The sequence below is a fragment of the Candidatus Woesearchaeota archaeon genome (genome assembly GCA_021734105.1).
Lineage (GTDB): Archaea > Nanobdellota > Nanobdellia > Woesearchaeales > SKGA01 > SKGA01.
Genome location: JAIPJP010000001.1, coordinates 33,948 through 53,504, shown reverse-complemented (window position 1 = coordinate 53,504; position 19,557 = coordinate 33,948). Strand labels below are relative to the sequence as shown.

The window sequence follows — 19,557 nt, the reverse complement described above, 5'->3', positions numbered from 1 at the left end:
ATACGAAAAACAATACTTGCTTTTAGCATAAGGTATAGGCTTTTTTCAAAGAGAAAACCACAAAAGAACACCTTTGTGGCCCTCCTTAAAAAAAATATAGGCGCCGCCATTGTCAAGAAATTTACTGTCTTAAGGGTTAACAACAGAACAGTAGCAGCGCCCATGAACAGGAATATTATTTTTTCTTGCTACCGCCCCCACGAATATTTTTTCTTGCAATCCAAATCCAAACAACATTCACCACAATAAGAACAACAATAAGCAAGACTAATAACGAATACAAACCACCATTAGCATCACCAACAGCCGAACCCCTACCACCAATAACATCACCAGAAACCTTATTAGAAATCTTCACATCATCTAAACTAACAAGAACAGAAAATGTTTCTTGACTAGTTTTATCATCATAATTTAACAACACAGATAAATCATAATTACCAACAACAAGATTCTTCGTATCCCAATAACCAGTAAGCGCCCCACGCGCCAACGCGTTAATATCCGTTGGACTTGTTTTAAACGTCTGCACAATTTTTCCATCAGGCTTAATAACAAAAAGCTCTGCAAAAACACCTTCTCGAAGAGCGTTCCAATTATTATACACCATCACTTCAAAAGGCACGATTTCACCAAGACGAAAATCAGTAGCACTAATACTTTCTGCAACTAAACTATTATCACCAACAGCAAAGTCTTTACGCAAAACCATCACTTTATCACCATAATGCAAGGTTACCTCGGCAAGATACATTCCAGGATTTTTGTTACCAACCCAAGAAGTTGTAATACCACCAGTTGCAGCATAAGAAATGACTTCTTTATCTGTTGTCCACTTAGTAATAACATTATTTGTTGGTCCTTTAATCACTACATCAGCCCAAACAGAAACAGCATCATCACCTTTGTTTAAAATACCAATATGTAAATCAGTTGGCTCGTTTATGCCCTGCGGCGTCACAAGAAGTTGCGCAGAAACAACATTACCTTCAAAAGGAATATTCACCACGACCTCTGCAACTAGCGTTACTGTTGAGGAAACACCCTCTTTGTATTCATCGCTCACTTCTTGTAAAACAACGCTTAACGTGTTTTTTCCAGGCTGCAAATTATCTCTAAGCTGCAAACTAAAAGGAATGTTAATTTGATTCTTCTCTTGAGTGAAATGAAGAAGACCGCCATTATATACTGCATAATTGCTTAAAGCGCCACCAAAGTTTACTTTAAAATACGCATCTTTAAACTCGCTATTTACCAACGTGACATGAAACTCTTGAAGCTCACGAGTATTTTCTGCATGTTGACGAGCAGGATACACTCCCCACGCACTTACTTGTGAAGAGAACACTAAGAAAAAAAGAAAAGCTAACACTAAGAAAAACAATACTTTGTTATTGTCTCGGTTCTTTTCTTTCCTATTCTTTTTATACATTATAAAAACCTTTTAACCAGCCATAGTTATGTAAAAATTAATCGTGCTTGATTTTTGACCTGCATCTTCTATTGCAGGAACAGTAACTTGTACATCAATTTCAGCAGTATCGCTATCATCAAGGAAACTCAAATTGCCAATGAGCACATCAGTATTTGTCACACCCGTAAAATTGTTCCAACTTGTTTGCGAAGTAGACCATGAAAAAGAATTTGCTTCTGAAGTATTAGCTGCTTTGTATTGATAATAAAACGTATCAAGACCGACAGCATTCCATAAGGCTGTTGCAGTTACATTAGTAACGTTTAAATAAATATTCCCTGTGTTCTCCGCAACAAACGGGGGAGGAACATCATCAGTAGTATTCTCTACATCATTAGGATACAATTGACCTACGGTTGTAAAATTAATTGCATCAGTTGTTAAAGCGAAATTTAAATAATCAGTAATTGAAAAATTCCATGCCGTTGTGTAATCAGAACAATTCCACGAATCACACACCTTAACTTGCCAGAAATAACGATAGCCTTCATTAGTAATTGGATTGCACTCAAGATATGTGCTTAGAAGCGTGTGATGGTTATACGAGGTGTTTGGCGCGGGGATAGTGTTTGTAAAACCCGGGCAAAGAACCGATACGTCCGTACCATTCATATTCGTCACATTAATATGATATGTTAAAACATCATTATCATCATCAGATGCAGCACTCCAATTAAACGTAACATTACGATTAATTAACGAAGAATTACCATCACTAGGAGCAAGAAGACTACCCATACTAGGTATTTGATTAGGATATGCGTTACTTGTTGCAGGCGTTTCTACACAATCATCAGAATAACTACAGAAAGTAATATTTACTAAACTGCCGATGAAAGGTGTTCCCGTACACGTGAATGTTGTGTTGAAATAATTTCCTGACGTTGTGTTGACAACATTGACACACGTTCCATTATCATTAGTTATAGATATGTTCTTGATCGCGCTTGGACCAGACGAACTTAAGACTCCTGCTGTGACATTAAAAGAATGAGCGTTCGTGTTATTTGCAAAGGTATTGTTATGCACAAGAGTTAACGTGCCGCCGTCAATAGATACTGTGTTTGAAACAACAGTTTCTCCAACGTCAAATTCATCAACAGGAGTTATCGCAACAGACCAAACATCAGCATAATTCGTTTCATTGGAAAATAATGTTTCCATAGATTTTCCTGCATTACTATCCGCATAGAGTTGAGCAATCTGATCTTCAGAAAGCACGCGGTTGAAAATGAGAACTTCGTCAATACTGCCATTGAAGAAATTACTTGACGTTGTTCTTGCACCAACATATAAAGGACTGCCAGATACACGAACTGCAGTTATTGCAGACGTGTCTGTTGCAACTGAAGATCCATTGATAAATAATTCTGCAGTACCATCATCAAACGTTAATGCGACATGATGCCAAGAACCAGTGTTTAAACCATGTGCATAATTTAATAAGAAATCACGATTTGTTGTTGTGTTTGCAATAATTAAACGAACATTAGGCGCGTTAGTAAATTCTACTCGCCAAGGTTCATACCCTCCACCACCATTTCTTGAAATAATATTCGGATTTAAAGTTATTAAGTCATTAGCATTCATCCAAAACGTAATCGTGAAATCAGTTGTTACATCCAACGAATTATCATCATCAGCAACAGAAAAATAATCACCACCATCAAACGTGTACGCGCCACCGACTTTACCACTTGACGTCCATGAAGGCTGCGTTGCAGCGCTTGCAAACACTCCAGGATTATTATAACTCGTGAAATCTTTAACTTCGTAGCCGAGGTCTGTAACTCTTGTGTTAAACGGCATGTTGAGGACTGCAATACTTGCACTGCTTTCACGCCAATCAGTAATAGCATAAACAATGTTACTATCATTATCACTCGTCGAGTAAGAAACTGAAAGATTATCAGATGTGAAGTTATCAGCAGATGTGGCTGAAAGAGATACTGAACTTATCTCTGGAGGATACTCTGATAAAATATATTGCGCGCCAATTTGCATATCGTACGTGCTTGAAGACGATGTTCCTGAAATAGTATCAACAGAAAGCGTGGATTGATACGTTGATGAATTTGCAGTTGTTCCGCCAGTCACCACAATAGTTTCAGAGATATAACCACTACTTGATTGATCAAGCGCAATAGCAAGCGGCACAACTAGCAAGATAAGGACAAGAAGTGCCCAAAACAATTTTAGTTGCGTGGTTGTTTTAATCATAATGATTTTCTCGTTAGTTTTTTTAACCCAATTGAATAATAACATCACCACCAGCTGATGTGATAACAATATCGCCACTTGTAGTGTTAATCACTGGATCCGTTGGGTCAGGATCAAACGTAATACCTTTAGTTCCATCACTGACTTCTAAAGTTTTTGAAGGCGAAGTAGTCCCAATACCGACATCGCCGCTATTTTTTATTCTCATTACTTCATCAGAGATAGTAACTTCAGAATCAGAAACTGATGGATTTAATGCAAAAACCAAATCTCCTATCCCATAATTTCCTGTTTCTATGTGTGCAATCATTGTTTTCATGTTAGTGGTTTGACCTGAAGGCATGGTCCCTAATTTTATTCCTGCCAAATCTCCAACAGTACTTCTTTGGTCATGAATTTCAAGATAAGTTCCCCCACTATTTCCAAAAATACTTAATTTCTCATCAGGACTACTAGTCCCAATACCTACATTCCCAGAAGTATCAATACGAATTGCTTCACCTCCAGCTGAACGAATAGATGTTTCAGCTCCAGAAAAAACTCCTCCTAAACCCGTAACATTAGAAGAATCAATAAAAGCTATTGCCACATTAGTTCCAATAGTATTTTCCGCCATATAGTATTGGTTATTATCAATAAGAATATTTCCTCCTTCAATATCTAAAAGTTGATCAGGACTAACAGTTCCAATACCTACGTTGCCTGCTTCATTTATTGTGACTTGTTTAGTAATTGTTCCATCTTTCATTGTCCAAAAATTTAAATTACCATCTTCTGTTCCATCAGAAGCATCTGTAATCCCTGTACTAATTTGAGAATAAATTACATCTTCAGGAGTTCCTGCATCATTTTGACCATAAAATCTTAATATTCCTATACCTTGCCCATCAAGATTTCTTGTTGAACTTAATCCTAAAGTAGTTGGTCCAGTAGAATGAACATTTAATAATCCTAAAGGACTCGTCGTCCCGATGCCGACATTTCCTTCTTGATTAATATACATCCGAGAATTAGATCCATTTGTCTGAAAATCAATTCCGTCCGAAACATTATAAGTTCTTATAGTGTAATCTGCATTAGATCCACTATCAAAACCTGAAAAACCCATCGTCTCTCCAGTAGAATCTTTAATTTCAATAAATCCATAAGATGCATCCCCTGCTCCCGTACTTTCCAAAGTTATGTGAGTATCTGAATCTTTTAAATGTAAGATGCTCTCAGGACTATTAGTCCCAATACCCACATTTCCGTCTTTAATTATCATATCAATATCATTAAAATTAGTTAATCCTGATTCTGCGTGAGCAAATATTAATCCATCTGACCCAGAACTATATCCAATATGCGATTTATAAGTGCTATTTGAATAGATGATTGTTCCTATATTACTATCCCCCTCTCCTTCTAATTTCAATCTTTTATTAGCCCCAAATATATGAAGAATATCATCAGGACTAGCAGTTCCAATACCCACATCGCCAGTCGCAGTTAAATATAATGTATGAGTTGCAGGAGCAGAAGTGCCAGCACCACCAATACCTAAAACAGTTGTACTTATAGGATTCATCCAAAAAATACTTCCCGAAGCATACTGCAAACCCAAACCCTGACGAGTACCTGCAGAATCATCATCAATATACACGCTACCATCTTGCACATGTAAACTATGCTGTGTTGCTGAGGTAGTTCCAACACCCACTTTTAAACTCGTCACTGTTTCAGTACTTGTATTTGTCCAACCACCAGCATCAGAAGAACCGCTGCCAGCAGGCCAAGCAGATTCACAAACACCGCCAAGGCAGATTTCATTAGCAGTGAAGTTGCCGTCTACGTCAAGAAGTGCAGTTGGAGTTGTAGTGTTAATACCGACATTTCCGCCATTTAAAATAGTCATTACATTACCAGAATTTCCATTAAAAGAATATATAGACGTATCTGCACTAAAAGAATTAACAGTGAAATTCATAGGGTTAACACCGCCACCACTAATCCAATGAAAAGCAGTTCCACTTCCAGAAGTATACTCCCAAGCCAATTTCTCATTAGCTTTCATAGTCAATTGCTCAGAAGGATTAATTGTTCCAATACCAAGTCTATTATTCGTCGTGTCGATAAACAAGGTTCCGCTGTCAAAACTCACATTATTATTGAGAATAATTGTTTCGTTTAAGCCACTCGCAGAAAAAGAATAAGGACTAGAAGTCAAATTATATCTAGGAGACATTTCGCCATCACCTGCGACGTTGACTCCTAAGTAGTACGGCACATCAAAGTCAAGCGTTATCCCCCTGAGCTCAACACTGTAGACACCACGCGAGTCAGCTGTAATTGTTGAAACCTGCGACCATAAAGGACTACCGCCAGAGTACGCATCATATATGGAAAAGTTGGTTGAGAAACTACCTGAAAGAACAGCACCCGAAGAAGCATTGACGAGTTTACCTTGAATGGAGAGACTTGTTTCATCAGCAAAAGCAAAAGATGAAAACAATAGAGTTATCACTACAAGAATACAAAATTTCATGCTAAACGAAATCAATTTTCTTTGCTTAACACCTGTTTTATTTGCATTCATTTTATTTCCTTGAGCCATTATTTCATCTCCTGTTTTTTTATCAGTTCAGTTTTATCAGTTCAGCTTACTTAAACTTATTCTAACGAATAATTTGCCGGTCTTGTTTGTACTTCCTTAATACACGCTTGCGCTTTACACAATTGCAAACCAGTAAAGTTGAGTTCTTCACGAGGAATAACACTTACTTGTCCATCAACTTCTAAAGAACACACCATCCCTTGATCAGTCTGCGAACAGACTTGTGCTTCAATTTCAGCTTCACTCATTAATTCCGTACACACTGTTTGCACACATTCCCAACTTACATCTTTAGTATTATTAACTGGAAAAATCCATGCAGCCACACTTAGAAGCAAAGCCACTATTGCTACTACCGCAACTATAACCAAAGCAAGACTAGACTTTTTCGCAACACTCTTTTGTTTGCTCTTCGGCTTACTTGTTGATTTTGTTTTTGATTTTGTTTTTGTTTTTTGTTGTACCATCTATTCATACCTCCTATTCGCTATAACCAGTAATTAATGCTCCGTTAAGACGAAGATTACCAGCATCATCAAAGTACGCAACCGTACCCGTCGTATTTTTCACTAAAAGATTAGATCCTGTTGGACTCATAGCTGACTGCGCATAATATTGCCCAAGCAAATACAAGTCGCCGCTACTACTCACATAAGAAACAACCGTTCCAGCATTATTTTTTACAATAAAAGAATTAGCTGGCGGCGTTAAACTACCTTGCGAATCATACACCAAACCACCAATAAACACATCACCACTCTCATCAATTAAGAGCGTACTCGCACCCGAATTATCATCAACTTTAAATTGTTTACCAACAGGCGAAGGAACCGCGCAAACACCACCAGCAGAACAAACACCATCAGCAGTACCATCAACATCAGAATCACATGCGTCTGAATCAGTAATATCTTGCGCGCTACAACCACAAGTAGTATCAGCATCTGTAAGACTTACTGTTCCTGAAGGGTCATCACCATCACTATCAACAACACCCGCACTATCCGCACAAACCCAAAAAGGACCATAATGAGCAGTATCAGCAGCAACATCCCAATTGTTTGCGTTGTCAACTGACTTAATATTGAAATAATAATTTTGTCCAGAAGATAAAGAACTACTAGTTTTTGACTGCGCACTATTTTCTACATCTTTAGTCGTGGAAGAAATATCTGATGCGCCAGATGTAAACGATGTTGCATAACCATCAAGACCGGAAGTGATGGTATCATCGACTCGTTTGTAAACTCTCACATCATCAACAAACATGTAATCATCAACTTCAGAGCCAGTTGCCTGAAAAGTGAGAAATCCGTTACCACTTGATGCATCTGCAGTGAAAGGAAGCTCTATTCTTACCCATTGATCCAAGTCAGTGTAATAATTAGTATCATAAGTTGTTCCACCAGTGTAAAAATTAGAACCGCCATCACGATATTGTAATCTCACACCAGTTAAATCTCCTGCTGTTGGTAAGTAGACATAAGCAACCGCAACAAAGTCAGTTGACTCATCCTGAAGTGTCGATCCATAATTTTTATAGAATTGAAACTGTCCATCAGTTGCGTCATCATAAGCACGCAAGGAATAAGAACCACCATGAGAATATGTTGTTTGTCTGGAAATTGTTAGATCTGTTCGCGGATACCAACCACTATAAGATGTCTCAAATGTATCATAGTCAAAGGAATTTATGTTGCCCATGGAATCAACACCATACATATAATAGAAGTAATCATCACCAGAGTCACTTGCATCAGTCCAAGTTGCATCAATAGTTGTATCGCCGCTCCACGTACTTACCGTGTGACTTGAAGAACCAAGACCAGAAGGCGCTACTGGCTGGGCATTATCAGTTGCATCAGTATCTTCATAGGAATCAGTAGAAACTAAAGGAGAAACACGTACGTTGTCAAAGTATATCTCTGCATTTGTCCCATTGGTGTTAGATCCTACAAAGAAACGTAGCGTGCTATCTGCAAAGGTATCATCAATTGCTTCATAAACCAATATATCGCTGGCGAAGAATTTGTAATTACTTCCTTTTTTAATAATTTTATAATGCACCCATTCATCTTCATTAATATCTATGCTATGCGGCATATTTGTTGCATCTTTAATATCAAAAACACCATCAGGTTCACCATACTCTCGAATATCAGACATAGGAAATGAAGGATCATCAATATCAGTCCAATGACGAACACCACTTGTTGGTTGACCATTACTAAAAGTATAAGGTGTTGCTGCAAAGCCCCACATCATGTAATCACCCGTCTGAACATACGCATCAAATTCAACAACTACGTCAGGAGGTAAATTAATAGAGGTGTACGCTCTTGATTCATACGAACTATCCGAAGCAGTGAGATTCAAATAACCATTTGAAGCATCCAACGTAGCATAATGAGCAGTCCACGCGACGTTGTTTGTGTAATCACCATCAGAGAAATCATCAAAGTAACCACCAACAGGCTCAAACGTACTACTCAAACTGTTTGCCCTAAAAATTTGATAATCAAACGTTTCATAAATTGAAGAACCATAACGCATCCCTTGGCTTTCAGAAAACGCTGTTCCTTCAGATAAACCTTTTTGACCAAGTAAAATATAACTACCACGTGTTTGCATAGAAGCGAGCGCTTCAGTTGACGCACCCAAACTTTCTAAAGCCGTAGCCAAAGAACCAGGCAAATTATTTGCAGGTTCATCATACGTTGTAACAACAACATTTTGCCCAGCAGATAAACTATTAATTGCTGTTACCATACTATCTCGAGCAGCAGTGCTACCATACACATCATAATTAGTACAAGAACTCACGCCCCAAGAATCAGTCATAGAACACAAAGCATAACTTCGAGAAGTAGTGTGCTGAATTGTTCCATTAACTTTCACATACCTATCACGTGGAGAATCATCGTTTCCTGCAGCTGAAACATTTAAGTCATTCCATCCGACATCAATACGATTACTTGCACTATTTTGCGGATCTAAAGTAATCGCGGGATAATCAGCTTTAAAACCAGTCCTGTCTAAAGTTACATTACAAACATTTGAAGTCCAAGAACCATAGTGAGTTACAGTACCAGTATTTTCTATTCTTGCGCGATAACAATACCTAACATTATCCTCTAAAGAAGAATGATCATACGAAGTGGAACTACCATCATACAAAGTACTTGAAGAAGGAAGCGTCATTTCAACATGATATTCATAAGATAAATCAGTTGGCGAAGGAAGAGTTCCAGACCAATCCACATCAACACCGCCAAGACGACCATTTAACACCCAATCATCTTGAGCAGAAGCAGTAATAGACGGCGTTGCAATCGCAGTACATACATGCGTCGTTGTATCACAATACTGCGCAGCAGCACAATTCGTTGAAGCAGTACAACCAACATCAACCCAAACACCGCTTTGACATTCCCACCAAACACCAGTATACGAATGAGTTCCCGTATTAGAAACACAATTACCAGAATCATCAACACAATCCGTAGAAGCATCGCAACAAGCATAGGTACCACCAACTAACGATTGATAACCATCACCACCAGATGCACTACCTCGATAATTCTCACCAGCATCATCACCGCAACACTCAGTCTCAGAACCAACAATATATCCGCCAAAAGGAGCGTCAGCAACATCACCACCCGTTATACCGCTACTTCCCCAAACACCACCTGCAGCGCTACAAGCAGTTCCATCTTCATCAGCAGCATACCAAGTATTAGAAGCACCACAATACTCAGCACTATCATCATTACCACCATCACCATAACCAGTCTCTAGTAGAGTGGTTTGATCATAACAACCATAATCATTTTCAGTAAACCCACTACGCGATGCAGGAGTAACATTTCTCAATATATTTGCATCATAAACACAATCAGTAGCATCATCACAACAACCAGATTGACTGGAAGCACTATCTGTATCACCTGCTTCAGAAATATAATTACCAAAGAAAAGAGCAATACCTGTTTCCCACTCACGAGGTTCTGCTTGAATAAAATTACTTGTTGAATCATCATAATCATACACAAAATTTGCATCCCAATTATTATTGTCAGTATTAGTTGATGCAGGAAAATATTCATTAGTATCATGATTCAACGATGTCCCTGCAACAATACTATGACTATCTCCATCCAAAATATCGAATCGCACACAAAAATTTCCTGATGGAGTTGCAGGAACAGTAAATGCGTGATCACCACAACTAAAACCAGCCGCGGAACCATCTAAATCAACATAATATGCCCATTCACCAATATCAAGTGTGCCTCCAGGAGCTTCAAAATCAACATCACGACATAAATACTCATAAGAACAATGACCTTCGGAATTAAAATCATCACCTACACAAATTTCATCACTTGCACAATGAGAATCGTCAGCACAATCATGCCACTCCCCATCAAGACAGTAATCTAAATCACCATCACCATCACCATCATGAGTCGTTGCATTAGTAACACAAGTTTGATCATCAGCAGTTACACAATCAGAAGAAGCATCACAACAAGCAGCATCACTCGAATCACAAGTACCCGTGTCGGGAAATTTAGCGTTCGTTTCTGCAACACAATTAATATAATTCTCGCCGTCATCATCACCACAACAAGCAGACGTAGTCGTATCAGAATACTCTCCACATATCTCGCCAGCAACAATCCAAGTTGCAGTTCCAGAAGCATGATTATTAATTTCAGTACAACGAGCCTCCACAACATCTGGATCAACCCACGTACCGCTAACACACGTCCCCCATTCATCACCAAAATCAACAGAAGTATCTGAAGAATCAGCCAAACCATCAGGATAATGAGTATAACAAACACCAGCTTCAACACAATCAGTTGACGCATCACAACAAGCATCATCAGTTGGCGTAGTCGCACAATCAGTTACGCCAGAACACACTTGACTATTACGATTTTCGTTTTCATCATCACCACAACAACAATGAAGACTAGCAACAAAATTTCCTCCTTCGGTTGCTTGCCTTGCATTACAATAATTCTGATCAACAGTGTTACCATTTACAGGAGTCCAATTATCACCAATAGCGTCTCCATTTCCTACATTCCAAGCATCATCACCATAGTAATCATCACAATAACTTTCATGATAATCCGTGTTTAACCAACCACCACCACTACTATGACAATAAGCTTCGCGTCCACCCACAGAATCTAAATCTTTAGGTCCAACAGTATAACAATTACCTCCATAAGTACAAAGTTCTGTTGAACTACAACAAGCTGTGTCGGTCGTATCATCATTCCAAGAAAATTGATCAGTCCAAGAAGCATACTCATTTCTATATCTTGCGTTTTCAGCGCTTTCATCTCCACAACAAACATCTCCACCTTGAGAACCAGCCCAATTACTAGCACTCCAAGGATTTATCGTGCACGTTGGAACGCCTGAATTATCTGTTCCACAAGTAGCACATTTACAAGCATTTTCAGATGCTGTAGCTGCCTGAACAGTACAAGTTGAACAATAACCATAAGGTGTTGTCGCGTCAAGACCGCCATTATTTGCACAAGTATTTATGTTATTTTCATCACACTCACTTGATGCAGTACATCCTGTTCCTGTTGCTTCACAAGTAGTTACGTCTTGTAATCCACACGTCGAAGTGCATTCATCTTCATAATAAGACTGACCTGTTTGGTCACAACGACCTATATCATAACCAGATGCGTGTTCATCACAATAAATATTTGCACCACAACCATACTCACAAAAACCATCGGATGTACCTAAATTTGTAACAGCGTACTCCTTATTATTTGCATCACAGGCAACACATTTATTATCACTAGCATCAGTTCTAAATTTATTTGTTCCAGCAGTCGTTCCTGTATCCCAACTACCATCACCAACATAATCACAATATTCTCTACTTGGTGCATAACTATTTCCTGCAGTACACGCTAAAGGCCTATTATCGCTGCTTGTTCCATCAGCAAACTGCGTACAACAAGCAGCATTACTTGTACTTCCACAAACTCCATCAGCAGAAAAAAGACCTCCTGCAGAACTCATACAACTATCCGAATATGCAGCATTAGAACAAAGAGTTTCATACACTGTGGGATCATACGCAACTTCATCGGTTGTATCGCAAACATACGATCCGCCATTCTGACCAGCACAAGTACCATATGTCGTATACGAAGTACTCGTGGAACTACAACCTTGACCATCATTAGTTCCATCACAAGCAGATTGACAAGTACCGCCAATACATAAATCAGAGAAACACTCATCGCCATTATCGCACGTTTGGTCATTCACTTTACGACACACGCCAGCAGTAGCACCACTCACACCATAACAGTCCAAATTAGCAGCGCAATCACCACCGCCAGAACCACCAGAACCACCGCCACGAGCTTGACAACAAGACTGACCATAAGTTCTTAACGTTATACAATAACCGTACCAATAAGGGTAGACCGGACCGCCTGAATTTATAGTAACATTATCCCCTACACAATTTTCATCACAATCAGAATCCCTATTCCAATTACCAATACCACTACCTATAACAGTACAATCAGCAAAATTTGCAGTGTATTCATCAATAGGCATGTTTGTTGCACAACCGCTATTCGCCGGACCACCCCATTGACCATCTCCACTATTCCAATTATTATCATCTGCAGAACAAGTTTCAGAACCACAACCTCCTGGCGAGTTACAAACCCCTCCATTAGCGGCACGACAAGTTCCTGAAGCACACACACCACTACCACATTCATCACCTGTACTGCAAGACTCCCCATTATTACGACGACATTCACCGCCAGTAGCTGCCGCGCCAGTTCCTTGACAATATTGGTTTGAACCGCTAAAACAACTTCTCGCATAAGTAGTATCAGAACACATTCTATCACTATCACTATCAATCACAGCAGCATCAGAACATGCTGTTCCTTCAGTAGATATTTGCGCAATACAAGAACCTGCTGCTGAACAATACTCTCCACTCGCACAATCAGAATGAGCTCCACATTCAGTAGTTACCGTATAATACCCATCATTAGTCGTTAAACCAACATTATCATATGCTCTAATATAATATCTATAATCTTGATTACCTTCTAAACAATCAATAGTATACGAGCTTGCAGTACCCACAGGCAAACTATACTCAACGGTGCCTCCGCAACCATCAATATCAATTTGATCACCGGCATCAACATAAGGAGATTTCTGAAAGTACAAACGAATATAATCAATACCAGACTCATCATCTGCCACAGTCCAAGAAAGACTTACAGAATCATCGGTCACTCCAGTAACTGTTACATTTGGATCAGAAGGACCATCATTATCACAAGCCAATGTAACATCTCCAGAACCATCATTTAAACGATCATAACCATTTACATTATTAGCATCATCTCTTAAGTAACCATACAATGGAAACTGAGCATTATTTGTAGACATAGTAGGATAATACGCAATTTCAAGAGTGCCAGAACTTTGTGTTACAATACTTGGAGCACCACCACCATTAAGATTAATATGTGAATTTGTTATCCATTCGTTATTATCAACAACCCCGTTAAGAAAACCATTTATTCTAGCTTCATGAGTACCATTATAAGCTCGTAAGTAATGATCTCCAGAATTTATACTATACGTATCATAGCCAGGATACGAAACAGTAAAAGTAGTTCCTGCTTGAGCCCAATACGTCGAACCAGATAGATAGTCATGACCAGAAATTGAAACATCGCCAAATGTTGGAGCAGACGTATCAACACAAGTACCAGTAGCATCACAAACTTGACCAGCGGAACAACCATGCTGAGCACCATCAACATGACAAACCTCGGAAATCTCATCATAAGCAGACGTTGGACCTCCAATAAGACAAGAACTAGAATCCACGCAACCAGCACTACCACAAGTAGGACCACCAGAACCAACAGGAGCAACATTACAAGAAGTAGGATCAGCAGAAGTATCACAAGTACCAGCGGCATCACAATAACCAGCACTAGTACCATAAGGCTGACAAGTATTACCAACCCAACCATAAATATAACCAGAACAATCAACATCACCACAACCAGACTCAGCAGCACTAGCAGTAAAATCACAAGAATCAGCACCATTAGCACAAGTACGAGAATTAATACAAGCAGAACTCTTACCAGAACAAGGATCAGAAACAACAGCAGTACCAGAAGCAGCATTCTCACAACAATAAGTAGCACCAACCTGAGACCAAGAACCAGCAGTACACTCATAAGCATTTAAAACAGTCTCAGAAGAACAACCATTAGTATAAGCAGTACCAGGCTGAGTACAAGAACCAGAACCATCACAAGCATAATCAGTATAACGAGACTCTCCAAAACAATTATCAGTAGAAGAACAAGAAACACCAGAACCAGTACCAGAAGACCAACCAGAAGCAGACAACCAATAATAACTACCAGCATCAGTAGGAGCAATCTCACAAGCAACATTACCTAACTGACCACCATCATCATAACCAAGACAAATATAATTACTATAAACATCACCAGTATCATAACCAGTAGCATAACCAGAACGAGAACACTCACGACCACTAGGAGCACAATACTTAGAAGCAGAATTAATAGCAGTAACACAATTATCATTAGTACAATCAGAATCCTCATCACAAACAGTAGTGGAACCATCATCTAATGTATCAACACAAGAAGTACCCTCACAAGTATAACCATCTGCACAATAATCATCATCATTACTAGCACAACTAGTAGCACAATCATTACCATCAGTTTTACTTGCAGCACCATTACAAGCATAACCCGCATTACAAGAAGTCAAAGCATCACAAGCAGCTGAAGAACAAGTGGCTTCTTTATCTGAATAAGTACCGTCACCATCACTTTGACAAGTATTAGTACAAGAAACACTATCCCATCCATCCGTACCGCTATAAATACTTTCACGAGCACAAGTAAAATCTGAAGTGCCAACACAAACACTATAACCTATATCTCGACCAGTACCAGCAACATCTGCACACTCATCAGAAGAAAGAGTACAAGCCCATGTATTATCAGGCTGAGTATTACAATCACCACTTACACATTGTGAATCACCAGCACAAGTATCGCCATTATTGATATCACAATTTCCTGAACCATCACAAACACAATCAGAACCTTCACAACCAGTACTACCAGTACACTCACCAGCGTCAGTAGTATAAGCTGAAACATATGCTGAACAAGAAGGACCAGTACCGGTCCCTACACTGCAAACATAACAAACACCACAACCTGCATCAAGACCAGCACTATCAGCTCCGCTAACCCACGTTCCTGTACTACAATAATAATTAATTGCTGAACTTGCAGCAGTCTCATCACAATTATTTGTACCAGCATCAGCACAAGCCATACCACCTAAATCATCGCCTAAACAGATCCATATAGTAGTTCCCGCATCATATGTTTGGCCTGTATCATAACCGCCAGCATAACCTGAACGAGAACACTCATCACCAACGGGAGCACAATATTTTGAAGCTGAATTAATAGCAGTAACACAATTATCATTACTATAACAATCACCATCAACAGAGCAAGACTGGCCCTCATCCTTCAACCACACACCACCGGTAGAGTTGCACACATAAGAACCAGCATCATAACCAGGAGCACGACAATTACCAGAAGCATCAACACAATCAGTATCAGAATCACAACAAGCAGTATCACCATCAAGTGACTCATACCCTACACCACCCGTATCCCCGCCCCTAACATACTCGCCATCATCATCGCCACAACAACAATCAACACTAGGAGTTAAAGTAGTTGCATTACTTGCCTTGCAATAAGTTGGTCTTGTAGCAGAACTATAAGCAGTATAATATGACCCCTCTACATCAGCATCACCATAACCAAGATTCCAAGCAGTACCTGTACCTGATTCACACCAGCTTTTAGCATAATCAAGATTACCCCACCGAGCATCACTAGCACCCCACTCATTACAAACAACCTGATCATTATCTCCACCAGTACCAGCAGGGTTAGAATAAACCTCTACTCCCCAACCAGTATGATCAGAAGAAGCAGTATCAGGATCATAACAAGTACCCCCATAGACGCAATCATCCTCATCACAACAAACAATATCACTTGAAGAACCAGAAAATACTGTTATAATATCATTGGGACTAACTTGCCTGTACTGACAATTATCACTATTACAATCACTATCAATAGAGCAACTATACCCGTTACTATACCCCGTCCACGAACAATAACCAGCACTATCGCCAACGTTGCCAGTGTACGTTGTGCTACTAGAACTCATACCACAAGTCCCACCTAGAAATTGACAACACGAGTAACCTGTAGCATCTTGCGCTTCACACCACGCTTCGCACTGAGCACTAGTTGAAGGCGCAGATGACCAAATTACATAAGCAGCAGAACACCTATACCTTAATGACAACGAACAAGAGTATAAATAAGGATTAAAACTACCATTAGTTTCTGTCTGATTACCAAGAATTCCTTCGCTTAGATTATTCGTTACAATATTTGCTAGTGCGTTTGCAAGATTAATTCTTGCAAAAGAATAATCGTTAGCTGAAGTATTAATCACCATTCCTGAATGAATGAGTTTCCACTTCGTCGCGTTGGGCGTTAGAGAACTATCATCTTCTACTAACAAAGCAACAGAGCCACTCACAAAAGGAACGCTCATTGACGTACCTGAAGCAAACACTGCGCTCCCCATTTCATCAAGTGTTTGAATACCACCACCCGGAGCGAGGAGTAAAGTAATATTATTATAATTACTATTACTCCACAATTCATCAGTCTTTGTTGATGCAGCAACACGCAAAGCATGTTCTGCACAAGCAGGATTAGCAATCGCAGTAGTACTTCCATCATTACCTGTTGCAGCAACCACCACAATGCCAGCATCGACCAACTCATTCACTTTATCAGCAACAATATCATCAACACAAAAACCTTCATAACTACCTTCACCAATGCTTAAAGAAATAACATCTGCATTATTATCTGCACACCACTGTAAACCAGCAGCAACATCAGAAGAATAACCAACACCAGTATCACTAATAACCTTTCCAACAAAATAAGTCGCATCAGGAGCTGTTTGCACCAAAGGATACAAGACTTTCGTACCATGACCATGAACATCAGAATAATCAGCAGTATCATCAACAAAATTATAACCAAAAACATCAGAACCATTAGTAAGACCAAGAACAGAAGGATTTGCACCAGTATCAAGAACACAAATAGCAACACCACTACCAGAAAGTCCATAATCATCATGAGCAACAGAAATATTTGTTAAGTTCAAACTTTCAGTAGTTAAAATATTCATCGGTTTATCTTCACTAACTTCTAAAATCATATCACTCGCAAGCAAGTCAGCAAGAGCAGCAGCAGACAATTCTATAGCAACAACATCTTGAGTAACAATTTGTTTAACAACAATCGGCTCGCCAGATGCAATATTAAGATACAGCGCATCATTAATAATTTTTTTGGACGTGTTCAGCTCTTTAGCAATGTCTTGTACATCTTTTTTAGTAATTGCTGACGCGTCAAATGGATTATACCATTCTTTTTTATTTGGACTTGCTGTTGCATCTACTTGCAAGAATGTTGCTTGATTCGTTTTAAGAAGAACACGAACAGAAGACTTTTCTTGTAAACTATCAAGCACAGCAGAATCAAGTTTATACATGTCCGCTCTAGCAACTGCAACAATGTCCTGAGCTAAAACCAAAGAAGTCATCGCAAGAGACGTGTTAACTAAAGAGACGTTAGGAGTAACTATTGGTTCTTGAATAATTTCTATCTGCACATCATCATCAACAACTACTTCAATAGCAAACTCATTAGAACGCTTTAGCACATCACCGTCTGTTGCATACATAAATAAAGAAAACGTACCCGTTTTTTCTGGGGAAACAACAAGGTAACGATTATCTTTAATAGATAAGGACAAACCCTCAACAGACGGCGTGTCAAAAATAATATTCTCATTAAATGGAAAATACTCATATATATCAAGGACAAACGAATCGTTTAAAGAAATAACCGTATCAGGAATAAAAAGAAATTGCGCCGCCTCTTGACGAGTACTAACAGCAACTTCTTTAAGGAATAATTCAAGATTACCTGAAACCTTCATTCGTAATTGATTTGCATATACACCATCTAACTCGCACGTCTCTTCACACTCTAAAGAAAAAGGAACAATAGAAAAAACAGCATCTTGTTTATTCTCAGAAGAATTACTGCCTAACCAATTCTCATTTTGTTTACTAGCAACATCTTCTTGGTCAGCGTCAGTATCTTTATCATTATGTTTATCTTTATCTTTATTTTCTTCTTTATCTTCTTGGTCAGCGTCAGCATTTTCATCAACAACATCTTTATCTTTATCAACAGATTTGTTAAAATCTTCTTGAGACGTAGTAGTATTCGCAAGAGAATCATTAAGTGTTTGATTATCTGTTGAATGATTATCTTCTCGTACAGGCAAAACAACAAACTCATCCGTATCAACAACATTTGTTTCATTTACCAACCCATCATGAAGAGCATCATTAGCAGACGCTGTAGTAGAAACGTTACTCACATTTTTAATCTCGGAAAAAACACTATCTGGCTCGTCGTTTAGGGAAACAACCATAGAAGAATTGTTTTGACTACTCGTATTCGCCAGCAAAGAAGTAGTCATATTTGAACCAGTAACCATGCCTGTTAAAGAAGAAGCTTCACCATTCGAGGTATACGCATACACCAACCACTCATCAGTTTCATTAAAAAGAAAAATCTCTACAGCGCCAGTACCACGAAGCTGACCAGAAACCAACAGCGCATCAAGAGAATTATTAAGGGGAAAAGATACAACATAAGGTTCAAGTTGAGAAGTATAACTCTTGTTAATAATAAGCGTTTCATAAAGATCGGCATTAGCAAGGGGATTAGCAGTAATATTACCTGTAAGAGAAGGAGTAACAAAAATTAATGCAATAATGAAACCTATAACTAGCGCAAAAAACAAAAATGTTGAATAGCGAGTAACTACCCTCTTGTCACGTTTCATTATTAACTAATACAACAGAGGGCACACAAAACCAAAGAGCTAACGCTAGAATGGGTTAGCAATATATAGTTTCTCAAGAAGGCACACCTTCCCACACCTCACAAACTACTACTGTTTCATC

The 19,557-nt window shown here is 38.9% G+C and carries 5 protein-coding genes; all 5 read right to left on the bottom strand.

The genetic code is table 11. The features are described 5' to 3' along the window. Window positions 1–175: 175 nt before the first annotated feature. Genes K9M74_00225 through K9M74_00205 form a run of 5 tightly spaced genes read right to left on the bottom strand, consistent with a single transcriptional unit; the run spans window position 176 to window position 19,436 of the window. On the bottom strand, window positions 176–1,432 hold the full coding sequence (locus tag K9M74_00225; protein MCF7798308.1) for a hypothetical protein: 1,257 nt from the start codon (window positions 1,430–1,432) through the stop codon (window positions 176–178). A gap of 12 nt (window positions 1,433–1,444) precedes the next feature. Then, complete coding sequence (locus tag K9M74_00220; GenBank protein ID MCF7798307.1) at window positions 1,445–3,739, bottom strand: LamG domain-containing protein; 2,295 nt, start codon at window positions 3,737–3,739, stop codon at window positions 1,445–1,447. After that, entirely contained in the window at window positions 3,717–6,287 is a 2,571-nt protein-coding gene (locus tag K9M74_00215; GenBank protein ID MCF7798306.1) for a hypothetical protein, read from the bottom strand. Before K9M74_00215 ends, K9M74_00220 begins: the two co-directional genes overlap by 23 nt. A 56-nt stretch (window positions 6,288–6,343) precedes the next feature. Beyond that, complete coding sequence (locus K9M74_00210; protein ID MCF7798305.1) at window positions 6,344–6,754, bottom strand: hypothetical protein; 411 nt, start codon at window positions 6,752–6,754, stop codon at window positions 6,344–6,346. A 13-nt stretch (window positions 6,755–6,767) separates the two neighbouring features. After that, a complete protein-coding gene (locus tag K9M74_00205) occupies window positions 6,768–19,436 on the bottom strand; it encodes a S8 family serine peptidase (protein MCF7798304.1) in 12,669 nt (4,222 codons plus the stop codon). Between the last annotated feature and the right edge of the window lie 121 nt (window positions 19,437–19,557).